18 protein-coding genes and 3 pseudogenes are annotated in these 23,915 nt (G+C 69.2%); 5 read left to right on the top strand and 16 right to left on the bottom strand.

All coding sequences use genetic code 11. The features are described from left to right. Positions 1-26 precede the first annotated feature (26 nt). From STRBO_RS0101450 to STRBO_RS0101430, 5 genes are all read right to left on the bottom strand, one after another. Complete coding sequence (locus STRBO_RS0101450; protein WP_005483492.1) at positions 27-971, bottom strand: pyridoxamine 5'-phosphate oxidase family protein; 945 nt, start codon at positions 969-971, stop codon at positions 27-29. A 162-nt stretch (positions 972-1,133) separates the two neighbouring features. Beyond that, positions 1,134-1,424: a DUF1876 domain-containing protein gene (locus STRBO_RS0101445; RefSeq protein WP_005483490.1), complete on the bottom strand. Its 291-nt coding sequence runs from the start codon at positions 1,422-1,424 to the stop codon at positions 1,134-1,136. 11 nt (positions 1,425-1,435) lie between these two features. Next, the gene (locus STRBO_RS44080; RefSeq protein ID WP_020113660.1) at positions 1,436-1,684 is read right to left on the bottom strand and encodes a hypothetical protein; all 249 of its coding nucleotides are present in this window, start codon (positions 1,682-1,684) and stop codon (positions 1,436-1,438) included. A gap of 117 nt (positions 1,685-1,801) precedes the next feature. Further along, a complete protein-coding gene (locus STRBO_RS0101435; protein ID WP_005483486.1) occupies positions 1,802-2,404 on the bottom strand; it encodes an Rv1733c family protein in 603 nt (200 codons plus the stop codon). A 201-nt stretch (positions 2,405-2,605) separates the two neighbouring features. Continuing rightward, positions 2,606-5,287 carry a SpoIIE family protein phosphatase gene (locus STRBO_RS0101430; RefSeq protein ID WP_237547728.1) on the bottom strand — a complete coding sequence of 894 codons (2,682 nt, stop codon included), beginning with the start codon at positions 5,285-5,287 and terminating at the stop codon, positions 2,606-2,608. Positions 5,288-5,844: 557 nt separating this feature from the next. On the opposite strand from STRBO_RS0101430, the gene STRBO_RS0101425 reads away from it, so the two are divergent. Beyond that, complete coding sequence (locus STRBO_RS0101425) at positions 5,845-7,461, top strand: MFS transporter (protein ID WP_005483482.1); 1,617 nt, start codon at positions 5,845-5,847, stop codon at positions 7,459-7,461. Positions 7,462-7,840: 379 nt separating this feature from the next. On the opposite strand, the gene STRBO_RS0101420 is transcribed toward STRBO_RS0101425, so the two are convergent. Further along, positions 7,841-8,257, bottom strand: coding sequence for a hypothetical protein (locus STRBO_RS0101420; protein WP_005483480.1), 417 nt, complete (start codon positions 8,255-8,257; stop codon positions 7,841-7,843). A gap of 230 nt (positions 8,258-8,487) precedes the next feature. Here STRBO_RS0101420 and STRBO_RS0101410 point away from each other — a divergent pair, with 230 nt between their 5' ends. After that, the gene (locus STRBO_RS0101410) at positions 8,488-8,766 is read left to right on the top strand and encodes an SHOCT domain-containing protein (RefSeq protein ID WP_005483479.1); all 279 of its coding nucleotides are present in this window, start codon (positions 8,488-8,490) and stop codon (positions 8,764-8,766) included. 535 nt (positions 8,767-9,301) lie between these two features. Here STRBO_RS0101410 and STRBO_RS0101405 read toward each other — a convergent pair. Together STRBO_RS0101405 and STRBO_RS45815 are read right to left on the bottom strand one after the other, a co-directional pair. After that, the gene (locus STRBO_RS0101405; protein WP_028796411.1) at positions 9,302-9,919 is read right to left on the bottom strand and encodes a lamin tail domain-containing protein; all 618 of its coding nucleotides are present in this window, start codon (positions 9,917-9,919) and stop codon (positions 9,302-9,304) included. 402 nt (positions 9,920-10,321) lie between these two features. Then, positions 10,322-10,450: a DUF6417 family protein gene (locus tag STRBO_RS45815; protein ID WP_005483476.1), complete on the bottom strand. Its 129-nt coding sequence runs from the start codon at positions 10,448-10,450 to the stop codon at positions 10,322-10,324. 105 nt (positions 10,451-10,555) lie between these two features. Here STRBO_RS45815 and STRBO_RS0101395 point away from each other — a divergent pair, with 105 nt between their 5' ends. After that, positions 10,556-10,948 (top strand): aromatic-ring hydroxylase C-terminal domain-containing protein, encoded by a 393-nt coding sequence (locus STRBO_RS0101395; RefSeq protein ID WP_005483474.1) that lies wholly within the window; start codon positions 10,556-10,558, stop codon positions 10,946-10,948. Positions 10,949-11,633: 685 nt separating this feature from the next. Here the strand turns inward: STRBO_RS0101395 and STRBO_RS39805 are convergent. From STRBO_RS39805 to STRBO_RS0101375, 4 genes and pseudogenes are all read right to left on the bottom strand, one after another. Beyond that, positions 11,634-12,412, bottom strand: a pseudogene (locus STRBO_RS39805) (tyrosine-type recombinase/integrase); the annotation flags it as partial. A gap of 375 nt (positions 12,413-12,787) precedes the next feature. After that, positions 12,788-14,026 (bottom strand): PP2C family protein-serine/threonine phosphatase, encoded by a 1,239-nt coding sequence (locus STRBO_RS0101385; RefSeq protein WP_005483471.1) that lies wholly within the window; start codon positions 14,024-14,026, stop codon positions 12,788-12,790. 198 nt (positions 14,027-14,224) lie between these two features. After that, entirely contained in the window at positions 14,225-15,016 is a 792-nt protein-coding gene (gene trhA / locus STRBO_RS39800; RefSeq protein ID WP_005483468.1) for a PAQR family membrane homeostasis protein TrhA, read from the bottom strand. A gap of 70 nt (positions 15,017-15,086) precedes the next feature. Continuing rightward, a complete protein-coding gene (locus STRBO_RS0101375) occupies positions 15,087-15,419 on the bottom strand; it encodes a helix-turn-helix domain-containing protein (protein ID WP_005483467.1) in 333 nt (110 codons plus the stop codon). A gap of 1,005 nt (positions 15,420-16,424) precedes the next feature. Between STRBO_RS0101375 and STRBO_RS45810 the strand changes: the two are divergent. Then, positions 16,425-16,887, top strand: a pseudogene (locus tag STRBO_RS45810) (HNH endonuclease); the annotation flags it as partial. A 5-nt stretch (positions 16,888-16,892) separates the two neighbouring features. Here STRBO_RS45810 and STRBO_RS0101370 read toward each other — a convergent pair. The 4 genes and pseudogenes from STRBO_RS0101370 to STRBO_RS0101355 form a co-directional block, all read right to left on the bottom strand. Continuing rightward, positions 16,893-18,083 (bottom strand): HTTM domain-containing protein, encoded by a 1,191-nt coding sequence (locus STRBO_RS0101370; protein ID WP_005483462.1) that lies wholly within the window; start codon positions 18,081-18,083, stop codon positions 16,893-16,895. Continuing rightward, positions 18,073-18,762, bottom strand: a complete 690-nt coding sequence (locus tag STRBO_RS0101365; protein WP_005483460.1) for a DUF5819 family protein — start codon at positions 18,760-18,762, stop codon at positions 18,073-18,075. Before STRBO_RS0101365 ends, STRBO_RS0101370 begins: the two co-directional genes overlap by 11 nt. A gap of 163 nt (positions 18,763-18,925) precedes the next feature. Further along, a pseudogene (locus tag STRBO_RS39790) lies at positions 18,926-20,215 on the bottom strand (ice-binding family protein). A gap of 700 nt (positions 20,216-20,915) precedes the next feature. Then, on the bottom strand, positions 20,916-22,181 hold the full coding sequence (locus STRBO_RS0101355) for an RsbRD N-terminal domain-containing protein (protein WP_005483454.1): 1,266 nt from the start codon (positions 22,179-22,181) through the stop codon (positions 20,916-20,918). Between the two features lie 169 nt (positions 22,182-22,350). Between STRBO_RS0101355 and STRBO_RS0101350 the strand changes: the two genes are divergently transcribed. Then, complete coding sequence (locus tag STRBO_RS0101350) at positions 22,351-23,817, top strand: class I adenylate-forming enzyme family protein (protein WP_245170567.1); 1,467 nt, start codon at positions 22,351-22,353, stop codon at positions 23,815-23,817. Positions 23,818-23,915 lie beyond the last annotated feature (98 nt).

The raw sequence follows: 23,915 nt of genomic DNA, 5'->3' as shown, positions 1-23,915 counted from the left end.
CGTCGGAGCGGCCGCAGGGGGCCCGCTCACTGGTCGGCGGGACTGATGCGGCGCCCCGTGAGGCGCCGCGGCCGGATCGACACCCACATCTCGCGCTCGCCTCCCGCCCACGGCGTGGTCCGGGCACGATCGGCCGGCCGGCGCACGGCGTCGGGCTCCGTGACAACCCGCGCGGGGCCGACGGCGAGCACGCTCCAGCCCTGGCTCATCGCCTCGTCCACATGGTCGACCTCGAAGGCGACTTCCGAGCCCACGGCAGCCGCGGGTACCGACTCGGGTGCGGTCCGGAAGGCGATCGTGTCGTCGACGACCTCGTAGTTCACCGGGACGACCGCCGGCCCCTCGGCGGTCGACACCGCGACGCGGCCCACGCCATGGGTGGACAGCAGGGCGCGACATTCGTCGGGCCCCAGTTCCCGTAGCCGAGGGTGGAGGAGTGCCTGGCCCCGGCCCGGCGGCAGATCGATACCGGCCCCACGAAGGGCTGCGGCCGTCGTGCCCAACGCGTCCGCCAGTCTGATCAGGCTCCCCACGCTCGGGTCGGCCGGCTGTTCTTCGAGGTATGCCAGGTAGTCCGGCGCCATTCCGGCACGTCGGGCTGTCTCTGTCCGGCTCAGCCCCTGGCGCTCGCGTTCGGTGGCCACGCGCCGACCGATGTCCCCGGGGTCGGGGGCCACGCTCAGCGGGGTCGTCTCCTGCACCACACCGGCCTCCCGCGCACCCGCCTGCTCCGCACCCGCCTCCTCCGAGCGCGGCCGGGAGGGCTCGGGGGTCCCGGGCTCCCGCTCAAGGTGTCGGACGTGGGCATCGGGCCCGGGGAACACCAGCGTGACCTGGTCCGTGTCCGACCAGCGCACATCGTAGGGAGGTGTGCCATCCGCATGGTGGAGTCCGACGATCTCTCCGTCGCGCCTGGTGGCGCCGGTGGCCGGGCCCTCGATGACGAGTTGGTCGCCGAGGTGAGCTCGCATGATCGCCGCCCCTTCCTCAGAATGTTCCTGTACCCAACGTGCCACGCGCGACAGGCCGCCGCATGGGATGAGAAGCCCTGATCCGGGCCGACGCGGCTTGAGCCGGACCGGCACCGGCACCGGCCCCCTGCGAGGTTGTCCAGGCTGTTTCGCCGTCGGCGGTCACAGGGGCCACCCGGTGGCCTGCTGGGTGCGCGAGCCGGTCCGGAACGCACCCATGCCCTCGATGTCCTGTTCGGCGGCCTTCACCAGCTGCGTGGAGAGGTCGCGCATGGCCCGGCCGGCCGCCAGCTCGTCACCGATCTCCGGCACGTCGGTGTCCGCCGGGTTGCAGTGCGCGACCCCGTGGCCGGTGAGTGTCGTGGCTCCGGTGTCCAGCACCACACGGGCCTTCGTCGTTCCCTCCTCCTCGAAGAGGTGGAGACGGACCTTCCACTCCGCGGTATGCGGCATCGCTTTCCTCCTCAGCTCGGTACGGAACGATGCGATGCGTAGGTGCTTCGTTCCGGGCTCCGCCAACGGGCGGCGGGGGCGTGCGTCTGCTCGACGATGCGGCGTCGGACCTGGTCGGCGAACGTGCTCAGCTGCTGGGAGGTCGTCGCTTGCGGTGCCATGGGGGCTCGGATCCGCAGGGCCGCCGGTGGCAGCCCGGCAAGATCGGCGACGGATCCCGCCGGGGCCGGCATCCCCTCCCGCAGATACGACATCGCCATCGTCACCTCGTACGGGTCGGTGGTCGTCGTACAGGTCGGTGGTCGTCGTACAGGTCGGTGGTCGTCGCGTCGGACATCGCCCTCACCTCCCTCGGGGCCTCAGCGGCCCGCGGCCGGTCATCCGCGGAAGCGTGCCGACCACTGGGGCTCCACCAGGTCCCACTCGGCATCCCACCGCGCGTACCTTCCGCGGTCCAGCACCTTGCGCACGCCCGCCCTCGCCGCACAGACCCCGGTGGCCATCGCGAGCGCCGCCATGCCGCCGACCACCCAGCCGGTGGCTGTCGCGTTGTCCGCGCTCATCGGGGGATGGGCGACAGTGCCTTCCCGGTCCACCCAGATTCGTGCGGTCGCTCCCTTGGCCGTACCAGACTTCACGAGTGCCGTTCCGGTCCTTTCCTCGCCCTCGTCGTCTGTCCATCGAACGCGCGTCGGTTGCAGGGCGCCCTCCCCCGCTCCTTCGGCGTCCGACAACAGCCGGGCGGTGACCTCGTGCCGGTCCGCGGCCTGCGACCGCACGGTGTCCATGTTGGACTCGTACGCGGTCCGCCCCACGCTCAGTGACGCCGCCGGCAGCCCTAGAAGGAGGACGACCATCAGGAAGCCGAGGACCCAGGACTCGATCCTGTCGGAGGCACGCCTCAACGGGTTCGCGCCCCCGGCCAGGTGCTCCTGGCGCGGCGGCTGGGCGCTGGACGGGTTTCGGCGAGCCTTGTGCACTCATGGCCTGGTCTCCAGCCGTCACTGGTCGGTTCCCCTACCACGATCGACCGTCAACGGATCCGGGTCAAAGGGCCGAAGGTCCCTAGGTCGACTACGGGGCAACGTCCCGGCACAGGCACGACGCCGCTTCCGGCCGGAGGACGTGCGGCGGAAGGCAGCGCCCATCTCACCCCGTGCCGGCGACCGGCGAAGGGCGTCTCAGTCGTTCGGTAGCGCCTGCTCGGCCCAGATCACCTTGCCCTGGGGCGTGTACCGGGTTCCCCAGCGCTCGGTCAGCTGCGACACCAGGAACAGGCCCCGGCCGCCTTCGTCGGTCGTCGCGGCATACCGCAAGTGGGGCGAGGTGCTGTTGCCGTCAGTCACCTCGCAGATCAGCGTGCGGTCGTAGATCAGTCTCAGGTGGATCCGCTCGCCGCCGTAACGGACGGCGTTGGTGACGAGTTCGCTCAGCACCAGTTCCATGCTGAAGCCCAGTTCGGACAGCCCCCACTCGTCGAGCCTGCCGGTCGCCGCGGCGCGCACCCCGGCGACGGCAGCGGGATCGGGGGGCACGTCCCACTCGGCTATCCGATCCGGTGGCAGCGCATGGGTACGGGCGATGAGCAACGCCACGTCATCCGTAGGGCGTTCGGGCAACAGCGCATCCAGCACCGCCTGGCAGCTCTCCTCCGGCGCGCGCTCCGTGTGATCCGTCAGGGCTTGCCGCAGGAGTTCCATTCCCTCGTCCAGGTCACGGGTCCGGTCCTCGATGAGGCCGTCGGTGTAGAGGACGAGCTGGGAACCTTCGGCGATGTCCAGCTCGGCGGTCTGGAAGGGCATGCCCCCGAGACCCAGGGGCGGGCCCGGCGGCAGGTCGGGAAAGGTGACCTTCCCGTCAGGCTGGACCAGCGCGGGAGCCAGGTGCCCCGCGCTCGCCATGGTGCAGCGGCACGTCGCAGGGTCGTAGATCGCGTACAGGCAGGTGGCGCCCACGACGGCGGCGGGGCTTTCCGTGCACGCCTCGTCCTGGTCGATGCGCCCGACCAGCTCGTCCAGATGACTCAGCAGCTCGTCGGGGGGCAGATCGAGCGTGGAGAAGTTGTGCACCGCGGTGCGCAGCCGCCCCATGGTCGCAGCGGCGTGCAGGCCGTGGCCGACCACGTCACCGACGACCAGCGCCACGCGGCTGCCCGGCAGGGGAATCACGTCGAACCAGTCCCCGCTCACACCCGACTGAGCCGGGAGGTACCGGTAGCCGACGTCGAGGGCGCTCTGTTCGGGCAGGGCCCGCGGCAGCAGGCTGCGCTGGAGGGTGACCGCCAGAGCGTGCTCACGTGTGAAGCGGCGGGCGTTGTCGATGCTGACCGCGGCACGAGCCACCAGCTCCTCCGCCAGCGAGAGCTCCTCCTGGTCGAAGGGATCGTGCTCCTTGGAGCGCCAGAAGTTGACCATGCCCAGCACGACACCGCGGGCCTGGATCGGAGCAGCGATGAGCGAATGGATGCCGAAGTCCACTATCTGCTCGGTGCGCTCCGGGTCCTGCAGATGCCAGCCCGCCGCGGTGGACAGGTCGGCCACCAGTTCCGAGCGGCCGGAGCCGTAGCCGCGTGCCTGGGGCGTGGAGGGCAGGAAGTCGATCAGCCGGCCCTTCTCGTAGAGCGGTTGGTCGTCGCGGATACCGCATACGGCAACGCGTCGCATTCCCTTGGCCGTGGCCGCCGGTTCCTCACCGTGCAGTACGGCGTCGGCCAGGTCCACGGTGACGAAGTCGGCGAAACGAGGGACGGCGATCCGGGCGAGTTCGTCGGCCGTTCGGACCACGTCGAGGGTGGTGCCGATGCCCAGTCCGGCGTCGTAGAGGAGCTTCAGCCGCTCACCGGTGATCTCGGCTCTGCCGGACACGGCCCGCAGCTCCGTGGAATCACGCAGCGTCACGACGGTGCCACGGGGACCTCCGCCGCGATCCGTGGTCCTCTGGTTGACCACCAGCAGCCGCGCCCCGGCCAGGTGCACCTCGTCCGTGGCCTCGCGGCCGGAGCTGAGCAACGACAGCATCTCGGGTTCGAGGGCCGGTATCTGGGACACGTGCTTCCCCTCTGCGTCCGGCTCCAGCTCCAGGAGGCGCCTGGCCTCGTCGTTCGCCAGCAGCAATCGCCCCTCACCACTGACGATGAGCACGCCCTCGCGTACGGAGTGCAGTACCGCGTCGTGGTGCTCGTACATGCGGGACATCTCGTTCGGTGCCAGGCTGTGAGTCTGCCGTCGCAGCCGCCTGCCCACCAGCACGGTGGCGGCGGTGGCCACTCCGAGTGCGCCCGCACCGGCGGTCAGGATGATCGGTATCTGCCGGTCCACGAGACTGGTCACGTTCTTGACCTTCAGCCCGGCGGAAACGAGGGCCACCACTTGGCCCCGCGTGTCCCGGATGGGCACGGTCGCCTGAACCTCGTCGCCGAGGGGGCCCCGCACGCTTTCGGTATAGACCTTCCCCGCCAGCGACGGCTCGATCTCTCCTACGAATCGCTTGCCGATCCGGTCCGGCAGGGGATGGGTGTAGCGGATTCCCTTCGTGTCCATCACCACGACGAAGTCGACGCCGGCGGACTTGCGTCCCGCTTCGGTCAGCGGCTGCAGGACCTTCGCGGGCTCGGGGGCCTGCAGTGCGGACAGCACGCCCGGGGAATGCGCGAAAGTCTGCGCGACAGCTATGGATCTTCGTTTGGCCTCGGCGTCGGTGTGCCGCTGCGACTGAAGGACGAGGGCGAAGACGGCGAACGCCACAAGCAGCACCACCAGCGCCACCTGCAGGAGGAATATCTGCCCCGCGACGCTTCGGGTGTTCCTTCGCGCCAGCGACCACAGTGGCAATACGTGAGAAATTCGTACAAAGCGGTCTTCCATTTGGTCTTTCTAGCACCCATCACCCCGATGGGTCACGGGCCTGCGCTCGAAACGGTCGGTACCCGCCCGGCAATCCATCGTCTCTGTAGCCACATCAGTCACTTCAGTTACCGAGGGCCCCCGCAGAAAAGACGTCTGGATCTGTGAGCCGGTCAGCCGCCTCAAGGCGTGACAGCGAGCGCTTCTGCTCCAACTGAAGTCCTCCATGGGCCAGTTCTTCCGTGTCGTGCAGCCCCGCGCGATCACACGCTCGCGTTCGACTGGTCGGGCTACTCCCCATCGCGGCCCACCAGGGCCACTGCGCACCTCGGGGTGCCTGATCGGCAGCGGTCGATGAGCGGTTCACAGCCCATCTGCACAGGACGGAGCGGTGTCGTCGCGGATGCCGTCGACGGGAGACAGCACGACGTCTCCGTCCGCCAGTTGCGCGACATGAGGCTGCCCCTTTCGCGCCGTTCGCTCCTTGAGAATTCCCCCGCCCCCAGTGACTGCGCCAACCGGTCGACCCCCGGGGCGGGTCGGGGCCCGCCCTCCGGGGCGGCTGGGACGATGCGCGCATGGCACCCAGGACAAACACTCCCGAGAGTGCGACAAAGGCGCGAATCGTTCTGCTGACCCTCGCGTCCGGTCAGTTCCTGATGGCGCTGGACAGCTCGGTCATGAACGTCTCGATCGCGACGGTGGCCGAAGACGTGGGCACGACGGTGACGGGCATCCAGGGCGCCATCACTGCCTACACCCTCGTGATGGCGATGTTCATGATCCCCGGCGGCAAGGTGGGGGCGCTGATCGGCCGCAAACGCGCGTTCATGATCGGCTGCGGCATCTACGGCTGCGGCTCCCTCACCACGGCACTCGCACCCAACCTGACCGTGCTGCTGATCGGCTGGTCGTTCCTCGAAGGCATCGGTGCGGCACTCATCCTGCCCGCGATCGTGGCGCTCGTGGCGGGCAACTTCGCCACTGAACGCCGTCCCGCCGCCTACGGTCTCGTCGCGGCCGCGGGGGCCGTGGCGATCGCGGTCGGACCGCTCATCGGCGGCGTCGCGACCACGTACTTCTCCTGGCGGTGGGTCTTCGCCGGAGAGGTCCTGGTGGTGCTCGGCATCCTGGTGCTCGCCCGCCGCATCGCCGACGCCCCGGTCGGCGAACGCCCTCGCCTCGACCTCGTCGGCGCCGTACTGTCCGCGCTGGGGCTCGGGCTCTTCGTCTACGGCGTGCTCCGCTCCGACGAATGGGGATGGTTCCAGCCGAAGCCCGACGCGCCCTCATGGCTCGGGGTGTCGCTGGTCGTGTGGCTGATGCTGGCCGGTCTGCTGCTGGTGTGGCTCTTCCTCCATTGGGAGGCCCGCATGGTGGAGCGGCTCAAGGAGCCTCTCGTCGAACCGGCCCTGCTGCAGAACAAGCAGCTCACCGGCGGACTGACGATGTTCTTCTTCCAGTACCTCGTTCAGATGGGTGTCTTCTTCGTCGTACCGCTCTATCTGTCGGTCGCTCTGGGCCTGTCCGCGCTCAAGACCGGTGCCCGTCTCCTGCCTCTCTCCTTGACCCTGCTGGCGGCCGCCGTCCTGATCCCCCGCTACCTCCCGGACGTCTCGCCGCGCCGGGTGGTGCGGCTGGGGACCCTCGCGCTGTTCGCGGGCGCGGTGGTCCTGATGGCCGCGCTGGACGTGGACGCCGGTGCGGAGATCGTCACCATCCCCCTGCTGTTGATCGGGCTGGGCATGGGCGCGCTGGCGTCCCAGCTCGGGTCGGTCACCGTGTCCGCGGTGCCGGAGGCAAAGAGCGCGGAAGTCGGCGGCGTCCAGAACTCCGTCACCAACCTCGGCGCCTCGATCGGTACGGCACTCGCCGGTTCGATCCTGATCGCCGCGATGACGACCTCCTTCCTCACCAACGTGGAGAAGAATCCGGCGGTCCCGGACGAGGTCAAGAGCCGGGCGACGGTCGAACTCGAAAGCGGCGTACCGTTCCTGTCGGACGCCGAGCTCGAGTCCGCGCTCGACGAAGCGGGCACGAGCGAGAAGGTGGCTCAGGCGGCGCTCGACGCGAACGAGGAAGCCAGGATCGACGGCCTGCGCGCCGCGGTCGCCATCCTCGCCTTCGCCGCGCTCCTCGCCATGTTCTTCACCTCGCGGATCCCGAAGGGCCAGCCCGGTTCGGCGAAGCCATAGCCGCGGGCGGCCGGCTCCACGCCGTCCTCGCTTCACCGACGCTTCACCGCTCCGCCGGACCAGCAGCAGCGGCACGGAGCGCACGGAAGTGCCACCGACAAGGTCCGGGTTAGTCCTCGCGGGCCGAGGTTTGGCAGCCCGAACCTTCCAGGCCCGCGGCGGCACGCCGGCTCACCGGAACCGTGCGTTCACCCGGAGCCGCCGCGGCCGTCGCGGTGAACAGCGCGCGCACGCGGCGTACGGCCGGCACGGACCCCGTCCCGCGCCGAAAGGGATCACCGGGTCGGACACATCATGCCGCTGTCGGCCGGACGCGAGACCTGGCCGCCGACACGGTACGAGCCTGGAGGACCTGGCACGCCTGAGCGTGGGAAGGACGTCACTCACCGCTCTCCGGGCGGTGTGGTGTCACCCGCTCGGCGTCGACGGCGGCGGCGCGGCCGGAGGCGGCGAGGAGGGCGAGCAGTGCGAGCAGCACCAGCAGGATGACGACGAGCAGCAGGATGGTCAGAACCGTCGGATGGTTCCAGAGCGCGAAGACCAGGGCCACGATCAGCAGCGCGGTCAGCGCGATCCACCGGCGGTGGGCCTGGGCCCACGCGCCCACCCGGCCGGTGCGGACCTGGTGGCCGTACGCCCACCGCGCGGCGGAGTCCGCAGCGCGCTCGGATGTGCCCCGGACGGCGAGCGGCAGCCTTCCGGGGCCGACGGAATAGGCGCCGAGCGCGATGACGACGCCGAGCACGATCGCCGTGCGCAGGCTGACCTTCAGGAAGTTCAGCAAGGTGTCGAACACGGCCGCCGCCGCGGCCTCCGACTGGACCTGGGGCGGCAGATGGTCCAGGTAGTAGCGGCGGGCGAAGCCCTCGTGGCCGCGCTCGACGCGGACGAACCGGGCTCTTCCTTCGAAGCCGGGTTCGCCGAGCCGGAGTCCTGAACTGATCGGTCCACCTCCGAAGCCAAACGATCTCGCCTACGGAGCCAGGGCCGCCTCAGGAGCCAGTACCAGCACCAGGGAGAAGAAACATGCCAGGTCTGATCCGAGGGGTCGCACGCACAGCCGTCGTCGCCGGAACCGCAACCGCCGTCTCCAACCGAGTGTCACGACGCCAACAGGGCCGCTGGGCCGAGCAACAGGCCGCCGAGCCGCCCGACGCAGCCCCGGCACCACCGCCTCCCACCCAGTCGGCCGACGACTCGAACAGCACGATCGCCCAGTTGAAGGAACTCGGTGAACTCAAAGCCCAAGGGGTGCTCACCGATGCGGAGTTCGAGGAGCAGAAGCGCAGGGTTCTCGGCTCCTGACCGTGACCCCCGCCGAGGTGCTGCCTGGGCTTGATCCGTTAACCCCAAACGCATCAAGTGTGTGCACTCGCGACGAGACTGCTGGAGCAGACAGCCGAGCAAGCCGAAACCGAGGCATCGGCCTTCGCTCTCACCCAATACCCCGCCGATCCGCGGTGTCGTGCCCATTGCGTGCCCGTTAGAGCGGACAACCACGGTCAACAGCGGTGCGATGCACCCCCACGAGCACCTCAGGGAGGAGGCATATGGGCAGGTCAGAGCCCTAGAGCCCGCCCAAGCGCCGTGGCTTCCCAAGCTGAGAGCGCGAGTTCGATTCTCGTCACCCGCTCCACGACTAAGGCCCAGGTCAGAGACCCGGGCCTTTTGCTGTCCGTGGTGGTCAGCGGTCGCGTGCCAGATTCGTGCCAGAACGCTGATCGTCTGGATCACTGGGGGAGGCGGCGCGCCCGGCCCGTGGAGTTGGCCGGTCGCGCCGATGCTTCATGCACACGCGTGGGTGGGGCGTTTAGACGTCACCGGCGCGGTGTGGGAGTGGTCAGTGGCGGTTGTCGCCGTGGTGGCGGTTGTCGCCGTGGTGACGGTTGTCGCCGTGGTGACGGTTGTCGCCGTGGTGACGGTTGTCGCCGTGGTGGCGGTTGTCGCCGTGGTGGCGGTTGTCGCCGTGGTGGCGGTTGTCGCCGTGGTGACGGTTGTGGCCCCAGGACTCGTTGTCGATGAAGCGGCCGCGGTCGTTGCGCAGGGTGGCGGTGTCGGAGCGGTTGTCCCACACGTAGTTGCGGCGGTCCTGGAAGAGGTCGGTGCGGGTGTCGCGGCCCTCGCCCGTGTGAATGCGGACCGTGGCGCGGCCGGCCAGGCGGTAGTGGTCGAAGGTGTAGGTGTGGCCGTCCTCGTCTTCTTCGAGAGTCCAGCCGTCGAGGTTGACGGTACGGCGTGTGGTGTTGGTCAGCTCCACCCACTCCCTGTTCAGCGACCGGCGCGAGCGGTCGTCGTGTCCCGGGGAGTCGTACTGGACGGCCGAGATCTCCACCTTCGGGCGGGCGCTGCGGTCGTGGTCGGCGGCCGGTGCCGGCAGCGCCGCCACCCCGATGGCAGCGCCGGCCGCGAGCACAGCAGCAACCAGGCGGCGGGCGGTGATGAGAGAGGAAGCAGACATGGAGTCCCCTGCATGGTGCGGGCACCCTCCCTGCGATGGCGACCTTTGTGAGCCACCGTGGGAGTCGGTGCGGTGTGCGGTGGCGGCCGGTTTGGCCGCTGACCACACTCTGTCCACCGCGTGCAGGAATTGAGGGGAAAACATGGACGGTGTTACCTATTGCCCACATTTCCGTGACTGTTGACTGTAACGTCCATTTATATCTCGTATGTGTGAGGTTGACGTCTCGATAGATGATCCGCCGTAGCGGGAGCGGGGCCGTGCCTTTTGATCGCCGCAGCACGCCACCCCATCAGGATCTGGCCCGTCACCCGTAAGTGAGTAACAGCCTGGCTGAATCTGCGCACTCGGCCGCATCGCGCTGCCGTCACACGGTTTTCACGGCCGCTGTCGCAGGCGGAGTCAGGTCTCTGACGGGATGCGTGCGGCGATCTCCCGCGCAAGCCGGTCCGCCTGCGACAAGGCCGGCCCGTCGTCCTGGGCGACGGTCAACAGCAGCGTGAGCAGATCGTGTGCCCCGGGCCAGTGCAAGAAAGGCCAGCCGCATCAAGGTCCGCAACCTGGGCGGCGAGATCGTCATTGAGGCCAACGCCGCCGGATTGAAGACCCTGGCCGGCCACTCGGACGCTGGGTGGCATGATCACCGCGCTGGACCTCCGCCACCCTAGGAGCGGCGACCACCCGCTGACCGGCCGCCGGGTCCCCGACGTCGATCTGAAGACCGGTGACAGCCGGCGTCGCGTCTTCGAACTGCTGCGCACCGCGCGCCCCGTGCTGCTCGACCTCCGCGGTGACACCGCACTGGCGGCCACGGCCAAGGGCTGGGCCAATCGCGTCGACCTCGTCGAGGCCCGGTCCACGGCCGGCCACTGGCCCGTCTGGCCGGTCGACGACACCCCCGCCCCCACCGCGCTCCTCATCCGCCCCGACGGCCACGTCGCCTGGACCGCACACGCCGGCGCCACCCCCGAGCCCGCCGCTCTCCGGACCGCCCTCACCGCCTGGTTCGGCCCGACCACGGCCGACTGAACCGAGGCAAGAAGCTTGCTGCGGGACACCGCGGCCACGCGACACCGGTGTGCTGCAGCACGGTGGACGTCGTTCACTGCCGCGCCGGTGGCGCACCGGCAGACCGCACGCCCGGCGCTCGGCTCAGCGCGGGCGGTCGGTCGGTCCCGGCCAGCATCCCGGGTGGCTGCGGAGTTGTGCCCGTACGCGGTGTCCAGCCTCACCCGCTGCATCGGGGAGTCGACGGTACCTGTGGTGCCGGCGATGAAACGCGGGGCGGGAAGTGCAACGGAAGTACCCGTGAATGAGCCAGGGCCGGGCGCCGGCAGTTCCTAGGGAAGCGCGACAGTCGATCCCGGAGCGCAGGGGCGTAATGCGCCGGAGCCCAGTGCACTCGCGAAGGCTCCCCGAGCCGGACGAACGAACGAGCAGAGTCAAGCGCCACACTCGTCCGCACACCCGCTCCGCCCGCCGTTCTTCGGACCCGTGCCCACAGCGTGCCCGTATGAGCGGACAGTCACGGTCAACAGCGGTGCGACCAGGGCCGCGCAGCCACGCCGGCACGACGAATCCACGCCGGTCAGCAGCCACACCGCCACCCAAGCGCCGTCGCTTCCCAAGCTGAGAGCGCGAGTTCGATTCTCGTCACCCGCTCCATGACTGAGGCCCAGGTCAAAGACCCGGGCCTTTTTGCTGTCCGTTGTGATCACTCGTCGCGTGCCAGATTCGTGCCAGAAGGCTCGCCAGCCTCCGCGTTGCGCTGCTTCTCCCTGGCAGCGGCCCGCGCCTTCCGTACGGTGGCGTCCAGCCCGGCGGCGACCTCTTCTTGCCGCTCGTCGTCGGAGTGCTGATGGATCAGCGCCGCTTCTCCGAGGACTGCCCGGCGCGGACCATGGTGCCTTTGAGCGTGGCCCCGGAGCGCGTGGACAGCGTGTGCCCCGTGTGCCTGAGGTCGTAGTACCGGAAGCCCTCGGACATGCCGACGATCTCACGCGCCTTCCGCCACTTCCGCCCGAAGGTGCTGCGCCGGAAGGGAGCATCCTTCTCCCCGACGAAGATCAGCCCGGCCGGGCCCGGCTCGGCGTAGCTCTCCAGGTGCCGGCGGAGCTCCCGGCGGAGGAACGCGGGAAGGATCACAGTCCGGGTGCCCGCCTCGGATCTGGTGTCGCCCTGGACGCGCCGCCCGTTCATCCGCTCCGGCTCGGCGAGGCGAACGCGGACCCGGAGGTTGTCGAGGTCGACGTCTCGGCGGCGGAGGCCGGCCAGTTCCTCCGGCCGCATCGGACCGTACGCACCGCGGTAGACCATGAGCCGGTAACGCATCCCGACCGCTTCGGCGAGGGCATCGACCTGAGCGACGGCGGCGATGCGTCGTTCAGCCGTCCTGTCCTTACCGGCGCCCTTGATCCGGCAGGGATTGCGCGTGATCAGCTCGTCGTCCACGGCCGTTTCCATGATGGCTTTGAGAAGTCGGTACGCCTTGGCCGTCATCGAGTGATCGGCCGGACCCTCTTCACCGGTCGGCCCCGGTTCTGCCCCGAAAGCGCACGGACCGCTCCAGAAGCTCTGTCCTGCCACGGTGTGAGAACTGACTGGCAGGCAGCCCCCATGCGGACAGAGGGCCTGCGCCGCCACCGGTGGACGAAAGCAGACGTCTTCCTCTCTCCGCGGTCGCGCGGGCAGCCAGCGAGCGCATCCCGCGGCGGCGGCAGCCCGAGCATCACCTGTTCCCCGGCATGCCCGGCACCGGCCTGCGCAAGGCCCGAACCATCGTCCGCCGCCAGTGCGAGGAACTGGAACTCGAACCGGACTACGCCGCCGTGGTTCGGCCGGGCCCTCGCCCCACGCACATGCCCAGATTCATCGTCCGGGAGTGGTCCGTCCCGTCCTTGACGCGGCGGAGGCGTCGGTGAGGTCGGCTCCGGTGGCGGCGACACGTTGGGAGCGGCCGACGCCCCGCCAGTCCAGGCACATGACGGTCGCGTCGTCCTGCAGACGGCCGTGGTGGGCGTCGACGACCGCCGCGATGAGTGCGCGGGCCGCCTCGCGGGGATGCAGATCACGGGTGCGCACGATCAGGTCGGAGAGGTCGAGGCTGCCTGCGTTGCGCTCCAGCATGCCGTCGGTCAGCATCACCAGCCGGTCGCCCGGCCGCAGGTCCAGCGACTGGACCCGGTAGCTGTGAGGAGCGGGGAAGCCGAACGGCATGTCGATCTTCGGAGTGATCTCCCGCACCTGTCCGTCCCGCATCCGCAGCGGCCAGGGGTGCCCCGCGTTGATGAACTCGGTTGTGCCGTCGATCAGGCTGATACGCAGGAGCTGGCCGGTGACGTACCCCTGGCGGCCGTGCTCGCGCATGGCCTGGTCGGCCTGGCGGGCCTGATCGTCCAGGCCGCCACCGGCCCGCCGGGCCCGGCGCAGAGCGCCCACGAGAAGGGTGGCCAGCAGCGCGGCCTCGACATCGTGACCCATGGCATCGGTGACGGAGAGCTGCACCGTGTCCCGGTCGATCACGTAGTCGAAGGTGTCACCCCCGACGTGGTCGGCCGGCTCCAGCGCCCCGGCCACCGCGAACTGCGCCGCCTCGCACGCCAGCGACGCCGGGAGCAGGCGGTGCTGGATCTCCGCGGCCAGGCTCAGCGGGACGGTACGGCGGCCCCACTGGTACACGTCGGTGTAGGACCGGTTGGCGATGACGATGTACGCCAGGGCGTGGGCGGTCTCGCCGATCTCCCGCATCACCTCCGTGTCCGGCGCCGTGGGCAGGAACAGTTCGAGGAGCCCGATGGCGTCCCCGCGGTTGGTCACCGGAGCGACGATGCGCACCAGCGCGCCCTCGCCCCGTTCCGCCACGCTCGGCCGCTGGGTGCGGATCACGTCGTCGTACACGGTGCCCCGCAGCATGATCCGCCGGGCGGGTTCATCGGTCTCGACGCTGCCCACCGCCCCCAGTCGTACGACTGAGCCGCCGGTGAAGTCGGTGATGAGGAACGACACCGACACAGCCCCGAGGTGCTCCTTGAGCATGCGCGCGACCACGTCGAGCGACTCCACGGGCGCCGCGGCCTCCGCCGCCGCCAACGCCCCGGCCAGAGTCATCGCCCTGTCCGGGAGACTCCCGCCCCCGGGAGGGCGAGAGGCCCGCCCGCCGTCCGGCCCTCTTGCGGTCACATCGGCTCCTCAACTGCTCGATGACGCACAGGACTCCACCGGAGGCCCCTCGCCCACCAGTCTCGCTGACCAGGTGCGGTCGGGGACCCCAAGGCACCATGTGCTTGGGGCTGCCTCCGACCGCGGTCATGTGACTGCCAGGAGGATGGCCGTGTAGTGCGCGGTGAAGGCGGCGATGGTGAGGGCGTGGAAGACCTCGTGGAAGCCGAACCAGGACGGTGAGGGGTCGGGGCGCTTGAGTCCGTAGACGACGGCACCCGCGGTGTAGAGCAGACCGCCGGCGATGACGAGTACGACGACCGCGGTGCCGCCGGTGCGTGCGAAGTCGGGCAGGTTGAAGACGGCCACCCAGCCCAGCGCGATGTAGCACGGGGTGTACAGCCACCGGGGAGCCCCGATCCACAGGATGCGAAAGGCGATGCCGGCCAGGGCACCCGCCCACACCACGGTCAGCAGCACCCGCTGCCGGTCCGCGGGCAGCAGCAGTACCGCCAGCGGGGTGTAGGTGGCGGCGATGATCAGGAAGATGTTCGCGTGGTCCAGCCGCCGCAGGACCGCCTCCCCGCGCGGACCCCACGTTCCACGGTGGTAGACCCCGCTGGTACCGAACAGCAGGCAGGCCGACAACGCGTACACCGAGCAGGCCGCCACTGCCGCCGCCGAACGCGAGACGGCGATCAGGACGATGCCGCCGACCAGAGACAGGGGGAACACGCCGGCGTGCAGCCAGCCACGCATCCTCGGCTTCAGGGCGGCCGCCACACGCTCCGCCCCGCCTTCCAGGCCGGCGGCAGCCTGCCGGCCGGTTGGGCCGACAGGCGCATCGACCGCGAGGGTGCGCGGGGCGTCGGGAGCGGTGCCGGGGCGAGGCCGTGGATCGCGACCGTGTTCCGGCGGCTGAGTGTCTTCGGTGATCACGCGCTCGAATTCTGAAATGGACGGATCAGTACGGATCAGTGCGGTGTGGCCCCTGGCTGCGGACGGCGGGTCAGATGCCGACCGTGTGCCGGGAGGCGGCACTGCGGTACTCGGCGTTGATGCGCTGGGCTTCTTCGAGCTGGTCTTCGAGGACGACGATGCGACAGGCCGCCTCGATGGGGGTGCCGTGGTCGACGAGTTCCCGGGCGCGGGCGGCGATCCGCAGCTGGTAGCGGGAGTAGCGGCGATGTCCGCCCTCGGAGCGGAGCGGGGTGATGAGGCGGGCTTCGCCGAGGGCGCGGAGGAAGCCGGGGGTGGTGCCGAGCATGTCGGCAGCTCGACCCATGGTGTAGGCGGGGTAATCGTCGTCGTCGAGACGGCCGAAGGAATCGTCTGCTGTCATCTCACCTCTCTGTGGAACGCGTGGAGGGGCCCTGGTGCCGTACGGCACCAGGGCCCCGAAGGAACTGCTACACCATCTGCCGGCCCCAATGCTGCGCCGGCCTTCTGTGTCCGCTGAACCGACCGAGACGCTGTCGGGGACGCGGGGATCGCGGTTGCTCGACCGGAGACCACCTCACTATCGATGTCCTGCGGTACCCGGGCCCAACACGTCCGCCCGGGCGATCCTGATGGCGCTCGGCTCCTCCGTTCTTCCCTCTGAACCAATCACTTGCCAAACGGGTACTGACTGCTGGCACTGCTGATACTGCGAACTACTGGTGGCCTCGCGAAGCGCCACTCTCCGGCAGCCAGCCCCGTCGCCCGTCCTGCGTCCACTCTGGCTTGGAACCCCACTGCCGAACCTCCCGATGCGCGCGCCCGCAGCCGACGCCTTCACCGAGGTACCGCTCACTGACTTCACTGCTGGATACCGCGAACTGCACTTACGGGTACTGCCACCGCGTCGACCGCGGCCCTGCTCACGGCGGCCCCTGATCACCGCGGGCCACCCGGTCCGGTCGTCAGCCCCGTCGCCGTCCTGCGACAACCCTGGCTTCGGGACTCCACCACCGCACCGTCCTGCGAACAACAACTGCGTACTACTGCCCGGCAGTTCGTGTCTGCCAGGCCCTGCTGTCCCTCTGGGCTACGAGAGAAACCATAACCATGGGACCACCCAATGTCTACTTCAGCCACCACAGATTTTCGTGCGCTCGGCGGCGAGGTAATCCCCCTCGCAACCGTCCGCTCCGGGGGGCGTCCGGGGAGCGACGGCCGCCAGAGGACCCCACAGGGCGTCCGCCGTACTGGGGAGGTAGTCGGCGACGAGCACTGCGGCGGCCGACGACTGCGGCCCGCAGGCGCCACGCATGCGCACCCCTGACCTGATGCCCCGCACAGCGGCACCGGCGGCATCAGGTCGGCCTGTGGTCTACCGCCTCGCCCGCACCACCGCGGTACCTCGCGGGACCGGCGGATGCGACGGAGAGAGTCGATGCTGACCGGCTACGAGTACCAGTGGCCTGCTGCGGCCAGACGGCAGGATCGGCGCCGTACCCGTCGGGTTGGAAGCCGCGCACGTGCGGTGGTGGGCCTTCGCGGCCCGGACGATGTCGACAACGGTCTGCCCCTGTGCTCACTGCACCACAAGCTCCTCGACAAAGCCGTCCTCGGCATCGGCGACGGCCATCGCACCCCTGAGTACCCATGCTCCAGACCGGTGGGTGGAGCGCGCACCACAACCGCACCATGAGCTCTCGGCGGCCTCCCCACGTGGACTGACAGCACCGCGCTCAAGAGCCGCAGTCGTGGGGTCCGCGCAACTCGCAGGGGTCAGCGCCACCACCGAACGCGTGGTCCGCGCCACCGCAAAGCCCACCGCCGAACGGCCTCTACGAGGGCCCCTTCGACATCGTGCAGCTCGGTAGCCGACTCACCTGCTCTTCGGGGGCGTCCGGGGGGACGCGGGCTCGGTGGCGAGCGTGTTGTCCGTTCGCCCTTCGGGGAGTACGACTCGATGCTTCGAGCCGAGCACACCGGGCCTGCCTTGCGCGGGTACCGTTCCGGCTCCCGCCGCTCGTCCAATTGCCGGATGCCGTCCGTCCGGCCGGCGCATCGCGCGTCGGCAGAGGTGGGGCAGGAAGGTGTAGAAGCGGTCGGGAAGGAACGCGGCATCCGCAACGATCATCGCGCCGGAGAACAGAGGCAGCCCCATGAGTGCGGCGATGCCGATGTGCATGCCCAGCAGCATCGCGAGAACGGGGTACTTGAGCCTGCCGAAGAGGACGAACGGGAAGGCCACCTGCAAGAGCACGGTCATGTAGCCGGCGACGGCGACAGCGAGTGTGTGCTCGTCCACGAAGTGGGAGAGTGCGGGCCAGGGTCGGAAGAGTTCGAGGTTGAGGACGTAGTGGAGTGCGGTGCCGCTGCTCCAGGAAGGTCCCTGGACCTTGTACAGGCCGGCCGATCCGTAGAGGAAGCAGACCTGTGCCGCGATCAGGAGCATGCCGCAGTTGTGCACCACCGTGATCAAGGTGGTGCGGGCGTCGCGGAGTTGCAGCGTGAAGGGACGCCCCGCCGGTTCCGGCGCGGTCCCCGCGCGAACCGTCTTCAGCCTGTTCCTGCGCGCGTCCAGCGACCAGCGTCGACCGCAGGCCGTCAGGACCAGGTAGAAGGCCATCAGCAGGATCAGGTTGTCACCCCCGTCCGTCATGAAGACCGCCCGGGCATGGAACGAGGTCACCACGAAGGCGAAGAGGACGGACAGGACGCGGGTCCGCCAGCCCAGCATGAACAGCGCGGTCGTGACGAGGGCCAGCACGTAGCAGAGCTCGAAGTAGGCGCGGCTGTCGGACAGGGTCAGGACGCTGAACCACCCTGTTTGCTCGAAGAGTTGACGTGCCAAGGCGGGCGTCCACGCGGAGCCGGGACCCCAGATCTCGGCACGATGCGGGAACTCTCGCAGCAGAAAGAGCAGGTAGAGCAGCCCGTAGCCGATGCGCAGCACCGACGCGGCGTACAGAGACACCGGGCGGCCGGTCAGGAGGTCCCATACGGTTGCGATCCGGGCGGCGAGCCACGGGTCGGCGTCGGCGGACGCGGTCCTCTGCGCCTCATTCTCCATGACGGGTCACCTTCCACCAGGGCAGGAGCCGGTTCTCGGCCGGAGCCGGCGGGCGCTTGCCGGCGGCGGGGCCGGGCGCGTCGATGGGCAGTGTGACGACGCGGAGCTGAATGAAGTCGAAGGTGCCGCTCCTGTGGGCGGCAACGCGGTCCGCGGCGATGTTGGTCAGGTACTTCCGCATCATCAGGGCGCGTTCCGTGCGCGCCTTGTCGTCCCCTCCGTGCGTGTCGACGTAGCCGGTCCAGGCACGGCGCAGCATGTTCTGCGCCGTATGGCTCGGAAACGGCTGATGTTCGACCGCGGAACCATCCACGGCCGTCAGGTCGAACCAGGGGCCCACTTGAACCGATCCGCCGGAACCGGCGCGTGCGGTTCTGACCAGAATCTGCCGGTTGACGGATTCGGGGTCCGGGGCGAAGAGCCGCCAGTTCTGTTCGAAGAAGGGGTACACCCATGCATTGATCAGTGGGCTGTATCGCTTGGAGACGGTGTTGGCCGGTGCCACATGAAGGAACACGAGAAGCACGTGGACGAAACTCGCCGCCAGGCACAGGACCATGGCGGCGCGCAGTCCTGATTTCAGCGCACGGACACCCCTCGACGACCTGTGCGGCGCGGCCGTGGCGTCAGGAATTTCCTGCGTGGCCGGACCGGAGTGGGACTGCTGGATTTCCTCCACGTCAGCTGAGTCGATTCCGCTCGACACCGCCTACCTGTCTTTCTCTATCGGCTGCTCGCGCCTGGCTTTGTCACTGACTGCCACCGACGGCGCACGGGCGGATTCGATAGGAATTCCGCCCGCACGCCGTCATCAGGTGAGCGGACTGACCGCAGTGCGGTGCCTAGCTCTCGTAGCCCTTGGGCATGTCGTCGTAGCCGTAGTCCTCGTCGGACTGCTTGCCGTGGTCGGGCTTGCCGCCGTGGTCCGGCCCTCCAGGCTTGCCCCCGTGGTCCGGCCGGTCGGGCTTGCCGCCCTGGTCCGGCCCTCCAGGCTTGCCCCCGTGGTCCGGCCGGTCGGGCTTGCCGCCCTGGTCCGGCCCTCCAGGCTTGCCGCCGTGGTCCGGCCGGCCCGGCGCGTGGTCGTGCCCGCCGCCGTTACCGCCGGAGGTGTTCCCGGCCGTGCTGCCCGAGGTGATCCCGGAGGTGGTGTTCCCGGCTGTGTTGCCCGCGGTGTTACCAGCGGTGTTGCCTTCGGTGTTCCCGGACGTGGTGCCGGCGACGTTGCCCGAAGAGGCACCGGGCGAGAGGATCGGTCCGCCCAGGACGCCACCGGTGACGAGGCCGCCGCTGAGCAGCCCGCCGGTCGTGACACCTGCGACCGTTCCTGTCGTGGTGCCGGTGGTCGTTCCTGTCGTGGTGCCCGTGGTCGTTCCACCAGTGGTGGAGGTAGCGCACCCGCCGAGGAAGATCCTGTTGTTGTCGAGCGTCACGGAGCCGTTACGGGCCAGCGCCCGCCCCTGGATGTTCGTCCCTGTCGTCACGCTGATCGAGGTCAGAGCCATGATGGTGCCCACGAATGTGGGAGTTGGTGCCGAGCGTGGCCGAACTCCCGATCTGCCAGTAGACGTTGCACGGCGAAGCCCCGTTGGTGAGGAGCACTCGGCTGGAGGAGGCAGTCGTCAGAGCTTCAGGAATCTGGAACACCCAGACGGCGTTCGGGTTCCCCGCGGCGTCCAGGATCAGGTCACCGGTGAGTCCGACCCCGGAGACAGCGGTGTGGACGCCCGGCAGCAGCGTCTGTCCGCTGCCGATTGCCGACGCGAGCGCGAAGTCCGTGGCCTGGCCGGCCGCGTTGTTGTACGCCGTGACCAGGTCGGACTTGGCCTGAAGCGCGACAGCGTCCGCCCCGCGTGCACGGCGCCGAGTACCTGGCCGGGCGGGAATCCGGTGATGGACGGATTCGGGTGCGTCCCAAGGTCGTGGCTGATCAGCGAGGGGCCGGTGTTGGTGACTCCCTGACCCGCCAGAACGGAGAAACTCGCGGCCGTGGCCAGAGGCACAGGCGTAGCGATGGCCAGCGCCTGCGTCGGCGTCAGGGCGACCAACACGGTGGCAACCGTCGCGGCAAGGGCCGAGGCCAAAACTCCGGACAAAGAACGGCGGTCAGCCGTTCGAGGGATCTTCAGCTTCATCGAAAGGCCATTTTCTGTGGGGGCAGTGGCGAACCAGACCTACCGAACATTCGGCGAGCCTTGTTGCCGCCTATTCCACTGCATATTACGCAGCAATATGTAGTCACCAGACTTAAGCGGGGCAGTCGAAAATTCCGGTCATTCAAACAGCGCACAATGCTGAGTAAATACTTTGATCACGCTTCCGACTCATGGCCATACCCTCGAATGGGAGGTGTCGCCGACAACTGAACCCTCGCCAGGCACCGCACGGGCGCGGCTGGTCAACCGGGCGGCTGGGTGCGATTCTCGTGGGCGATCCGTCCGAGTTGGTGGTTCCAGACGGCCCGGACGGGAGGCCCCAGACGCGGCCCCATGGAGTGTGCGCGGGCCGGCGCATCGGTGCGCGCCAACCAGCGAGGACGCGCACCACCACAGCGGCTTGACTCGGTCGTGAGGACTCCGCCGACCGCGATCGCAGGTGCGGCGTGCGTGATGACGCAGCGGAAACAGCTTCCGGTCGAGCACGGACCCCCTCTGGGGATGCGACCTGCCAGCCACTGTCACCCTCAGCGGGGACACCCCCGACTGCTACCAAGATCCCGGCCAGTTGCGGCGCAGGGTGAATGCACGGGGAAGCTTTCCCACCCGATCCATGACTACCTAGGACACCGTCCAAGGACCAGGTCAGAGACCGAGGCCTTTCTGCTGTCCCCTCTGATCAGTTGTCGCGTGCCGGATGTGCGCCCGCTCCTCCAAGTCCGAGCTGTGCGCAGGCGAGTAGGGCCACCTCGATGTCCAGTCGGTTCGCCGTGAGGGGGTGGCCGAGGATCTCCTCGGCCTTGCGTACGCGGTAGTGGACGGTGTTCTTGTGGACGTGCATACGTGCGGCGGCGTCGGTGAAGCTGCCCTGGGCGTCCAGGAACACCTGCACGGTCTCGCGCAGGCGGAGCGTGGCGTCGTCCTCGCGCATGAGGCCGCCGAGGACGCGTCCGGCCCACGCCTTGACGTCGGCGAGGTGATCGACGAGGAGGCCGGCGAGCGCGACCTGGGAATGGAGGACGAGCGCGCGGTGCGGGTCGGCCGCGGTGACGGCGACCGTGCGGGCACGCTGCGCGTCCCTGAAGGCCTGGCGGAAGCCGTCGAGTCCGGGGGAGGGGTCGTCGCCGATGGCGATCCGGAGTGCCGGGTGCTTGTCGAGTTCCTGTTGGAGGAGGGGGAGGTCCAGGGTTGGGTTGGTGGTGGATGAGATCCAGGCCCAGTGCGTTCGCTCGTCCGCCGAGATCGTCAGTGGAGCCTTGCCGGTGGCCGCGGACAGTATGGCTGCGCCCGCCCGCAGTTGGGCCGCGTCCGGGTCGGGTGAACCGGGCTGCGTCCAGATGATCGCGGCCAGGTGCCAGCCGCGCAGGGACGTCGACAGCATCTTCTCGGCCGACGCGAGGTCGAGCCCCTCGGTGTCGAGTACGGCGCGGACCTGGGCGGCGCGGGCCGCGTCGGAACGGGCGTCCCAGCGGCTGCGTTCGTCCTCGTAGATGGCGATGAGGCCCTCGATGACCTGGTCGATGTACCTGTTCGTCAGTCGCGCGATCCGGCTGGTCGCGGCCAGGGCGGCGTCGGTGGCCAGGTCGAGATCGCCGAGGGTGGTCATGGCCCGCTGGACGAGCATGTGCTCGCCGAGGCGGTAGGCGCGCAGCAGCGCCTCCAGGGACAGGCCGTGCTGGGCGAAGCGGCGGGCGTACTCCGCCGCGGCGGGTGGGACGGTGATGTCGTCGAGCGAGATGTTCAGCGCCAGCATGTCGACGATCGCGGACAGGTTCGACGCGGTGCTGGCGACCATCAGCCGTCGTACGGCGTCGTCGTGGCGGAACTCGGGGATGACGTCGACGAACATCGAGGTCATCTCGGCGGTGAGGTTCTCGAGATCGGCCTGGGTGCGCCTGGCGACGTCCCGCACGATCACGTCGACGTCGACATGGGCGGCGCTCATGGCCGGACCGTACCCGAGACGTCCGCCTCGCGCTTTGTGACGGCGGCACAAAGAGGCGGGTCCGGGGTGGGACGCGAGCCCATGGCCGAACGCGCGTCCGCTCCCTACCTTTCAGGTATTGCGTTTACCTATTACCTTCGTCATGGCGCGACTCAATGGTGAGGAAATCGTGCAGCACATCTCCGCATTGCCGGACATCCGGGCCGGCCGGAATCCTACCGGGCCCTGTATCGCGGATGATCGAGAGCAGCTGGACAACGACGCTTTTCTGAAACGTGTCCGGTCTGCGGCCGGTGTTCTCCGCGTACACGGAATAGGCGTCGGCGATGTGGTCGCGGTCGCTTTGGCGAACCGTCTGGAACTCGTCGTCATCATGTTCGCGGCGTGGCGGCTGGGCGCCGCGGTCACGCCGGTGAATCCCGGGCTGACCGATACCGAGGCCCGCCATCAGATCGAGGATTCCGGAGCCAAGGTGGTGATCACCGACAGCCGCGGCACGGGGACCCTGGACGTGACCGCGTTCGCCGGCGCCGCTGTCCAGGCCCAGGACGCCGTCTCCCCCGCACCCGGCGCCGTCCTCCCCGCCCTCGACTCCCTCGCCCTGATCATCTACACGAGCGGGACCACCGGCCGCCCGAAGGGCGTCATGCTCGACCACGCCAACATCGCCGCGATGTGCCGGATGATCGTCGACGGCATCGGTCTGGACGAGACCGATCACAGCCTGCTCGTTCTGCCGTTGTTCCACGTCAACGGGATCGTGGTGAGCGTGCTGTCGCCGCTGCTGGCCGGTGGGCGGGCGACGATCGCGGGGCGCTTCCGGGCGTCGTCCTTCTTCGCCTCGGTGGAGGCCGCGCGGCCGACGTACTTCTCGGCGGTACCGACGATCTACGCCATGCTCGTCTCGCTGCCGGACGAGGTACTCCCGGACACCTCGTCGCTGCGCCGGGCGATCTGCGGGGCCGCGCCGATGCCCGCCGAGCTGATCGCCCGGTTCGAGAACCGGTTCGGGGTACCGGTCGTCGAGGGCTACGGGCTGTCCGAGGGCACCTGCGCGTCGACACTCAACCCGCCCGCCGGGCCGCGCAAGCCGGGGACGGTCGGGCTCCCGCTGCCGGGGCAGACCGTCGCTGTGATGGACGCCGAGGGCCATCTCCTCGACGCCGGGTCGGTGGGCGAGGTGGTGGTCCGTGGCCCGAACGTTATGCGTGGCTATCTCGGGCTGCCGGACGAGACGTCCCGGACCGTCGTCGACGGCTGGCTGCACACCGGCGACGTCGGGCGCTTCGACACGGACGGCCATCTCGTCCTGGTCGATCGGATCAAGGACATGATCATCCGCGGCGGGGAGAACATCTACCCCAAGGAGATCGAGAGCGTCCTGCACACCCACCCCGCGGTGCTGGAAGCGGCGGTGGTGGGCGCGCCCGAACCGGTGCTCGGCGAGGTGCCGGTCGCGTACGTCACGCTGCTGCCGGGTGCCGCCGCCACGGCCGAGGAACTCGTCGACCACTGCCGCGGCTCGCTGGCCCGCGTCAAGGTACCGGTGTCGGTCCGGGTCACCGAGTCGCTGCCCAAGAATCCGGTGGGAAAGATCGACAAACCCCGCCTGCGCTCATTCACCGTGAGCCCGTAAGCACCATCTCCCCACATCACGCCCGCATCACCAATCCACCTCACCGGACATTTTTCCTGCGCATTTCCGGTGTGGATCAGCACGCCCGAAAATCGGTA

Source organism: Streptomyces bottropensis ATCC 25435, assembly GCF_000383595.1.
Lineage (GTDB): Bacteria > Actinomycetota > Actinomycetes > Streptomycetales > Streptomycetaceae > Streptomyces > Streptomyces bottropensis.
Note: the sequence above shows the minus strand (reverse complement) of the source record. Positions and strands in the feature narration are given on the sequence as shown.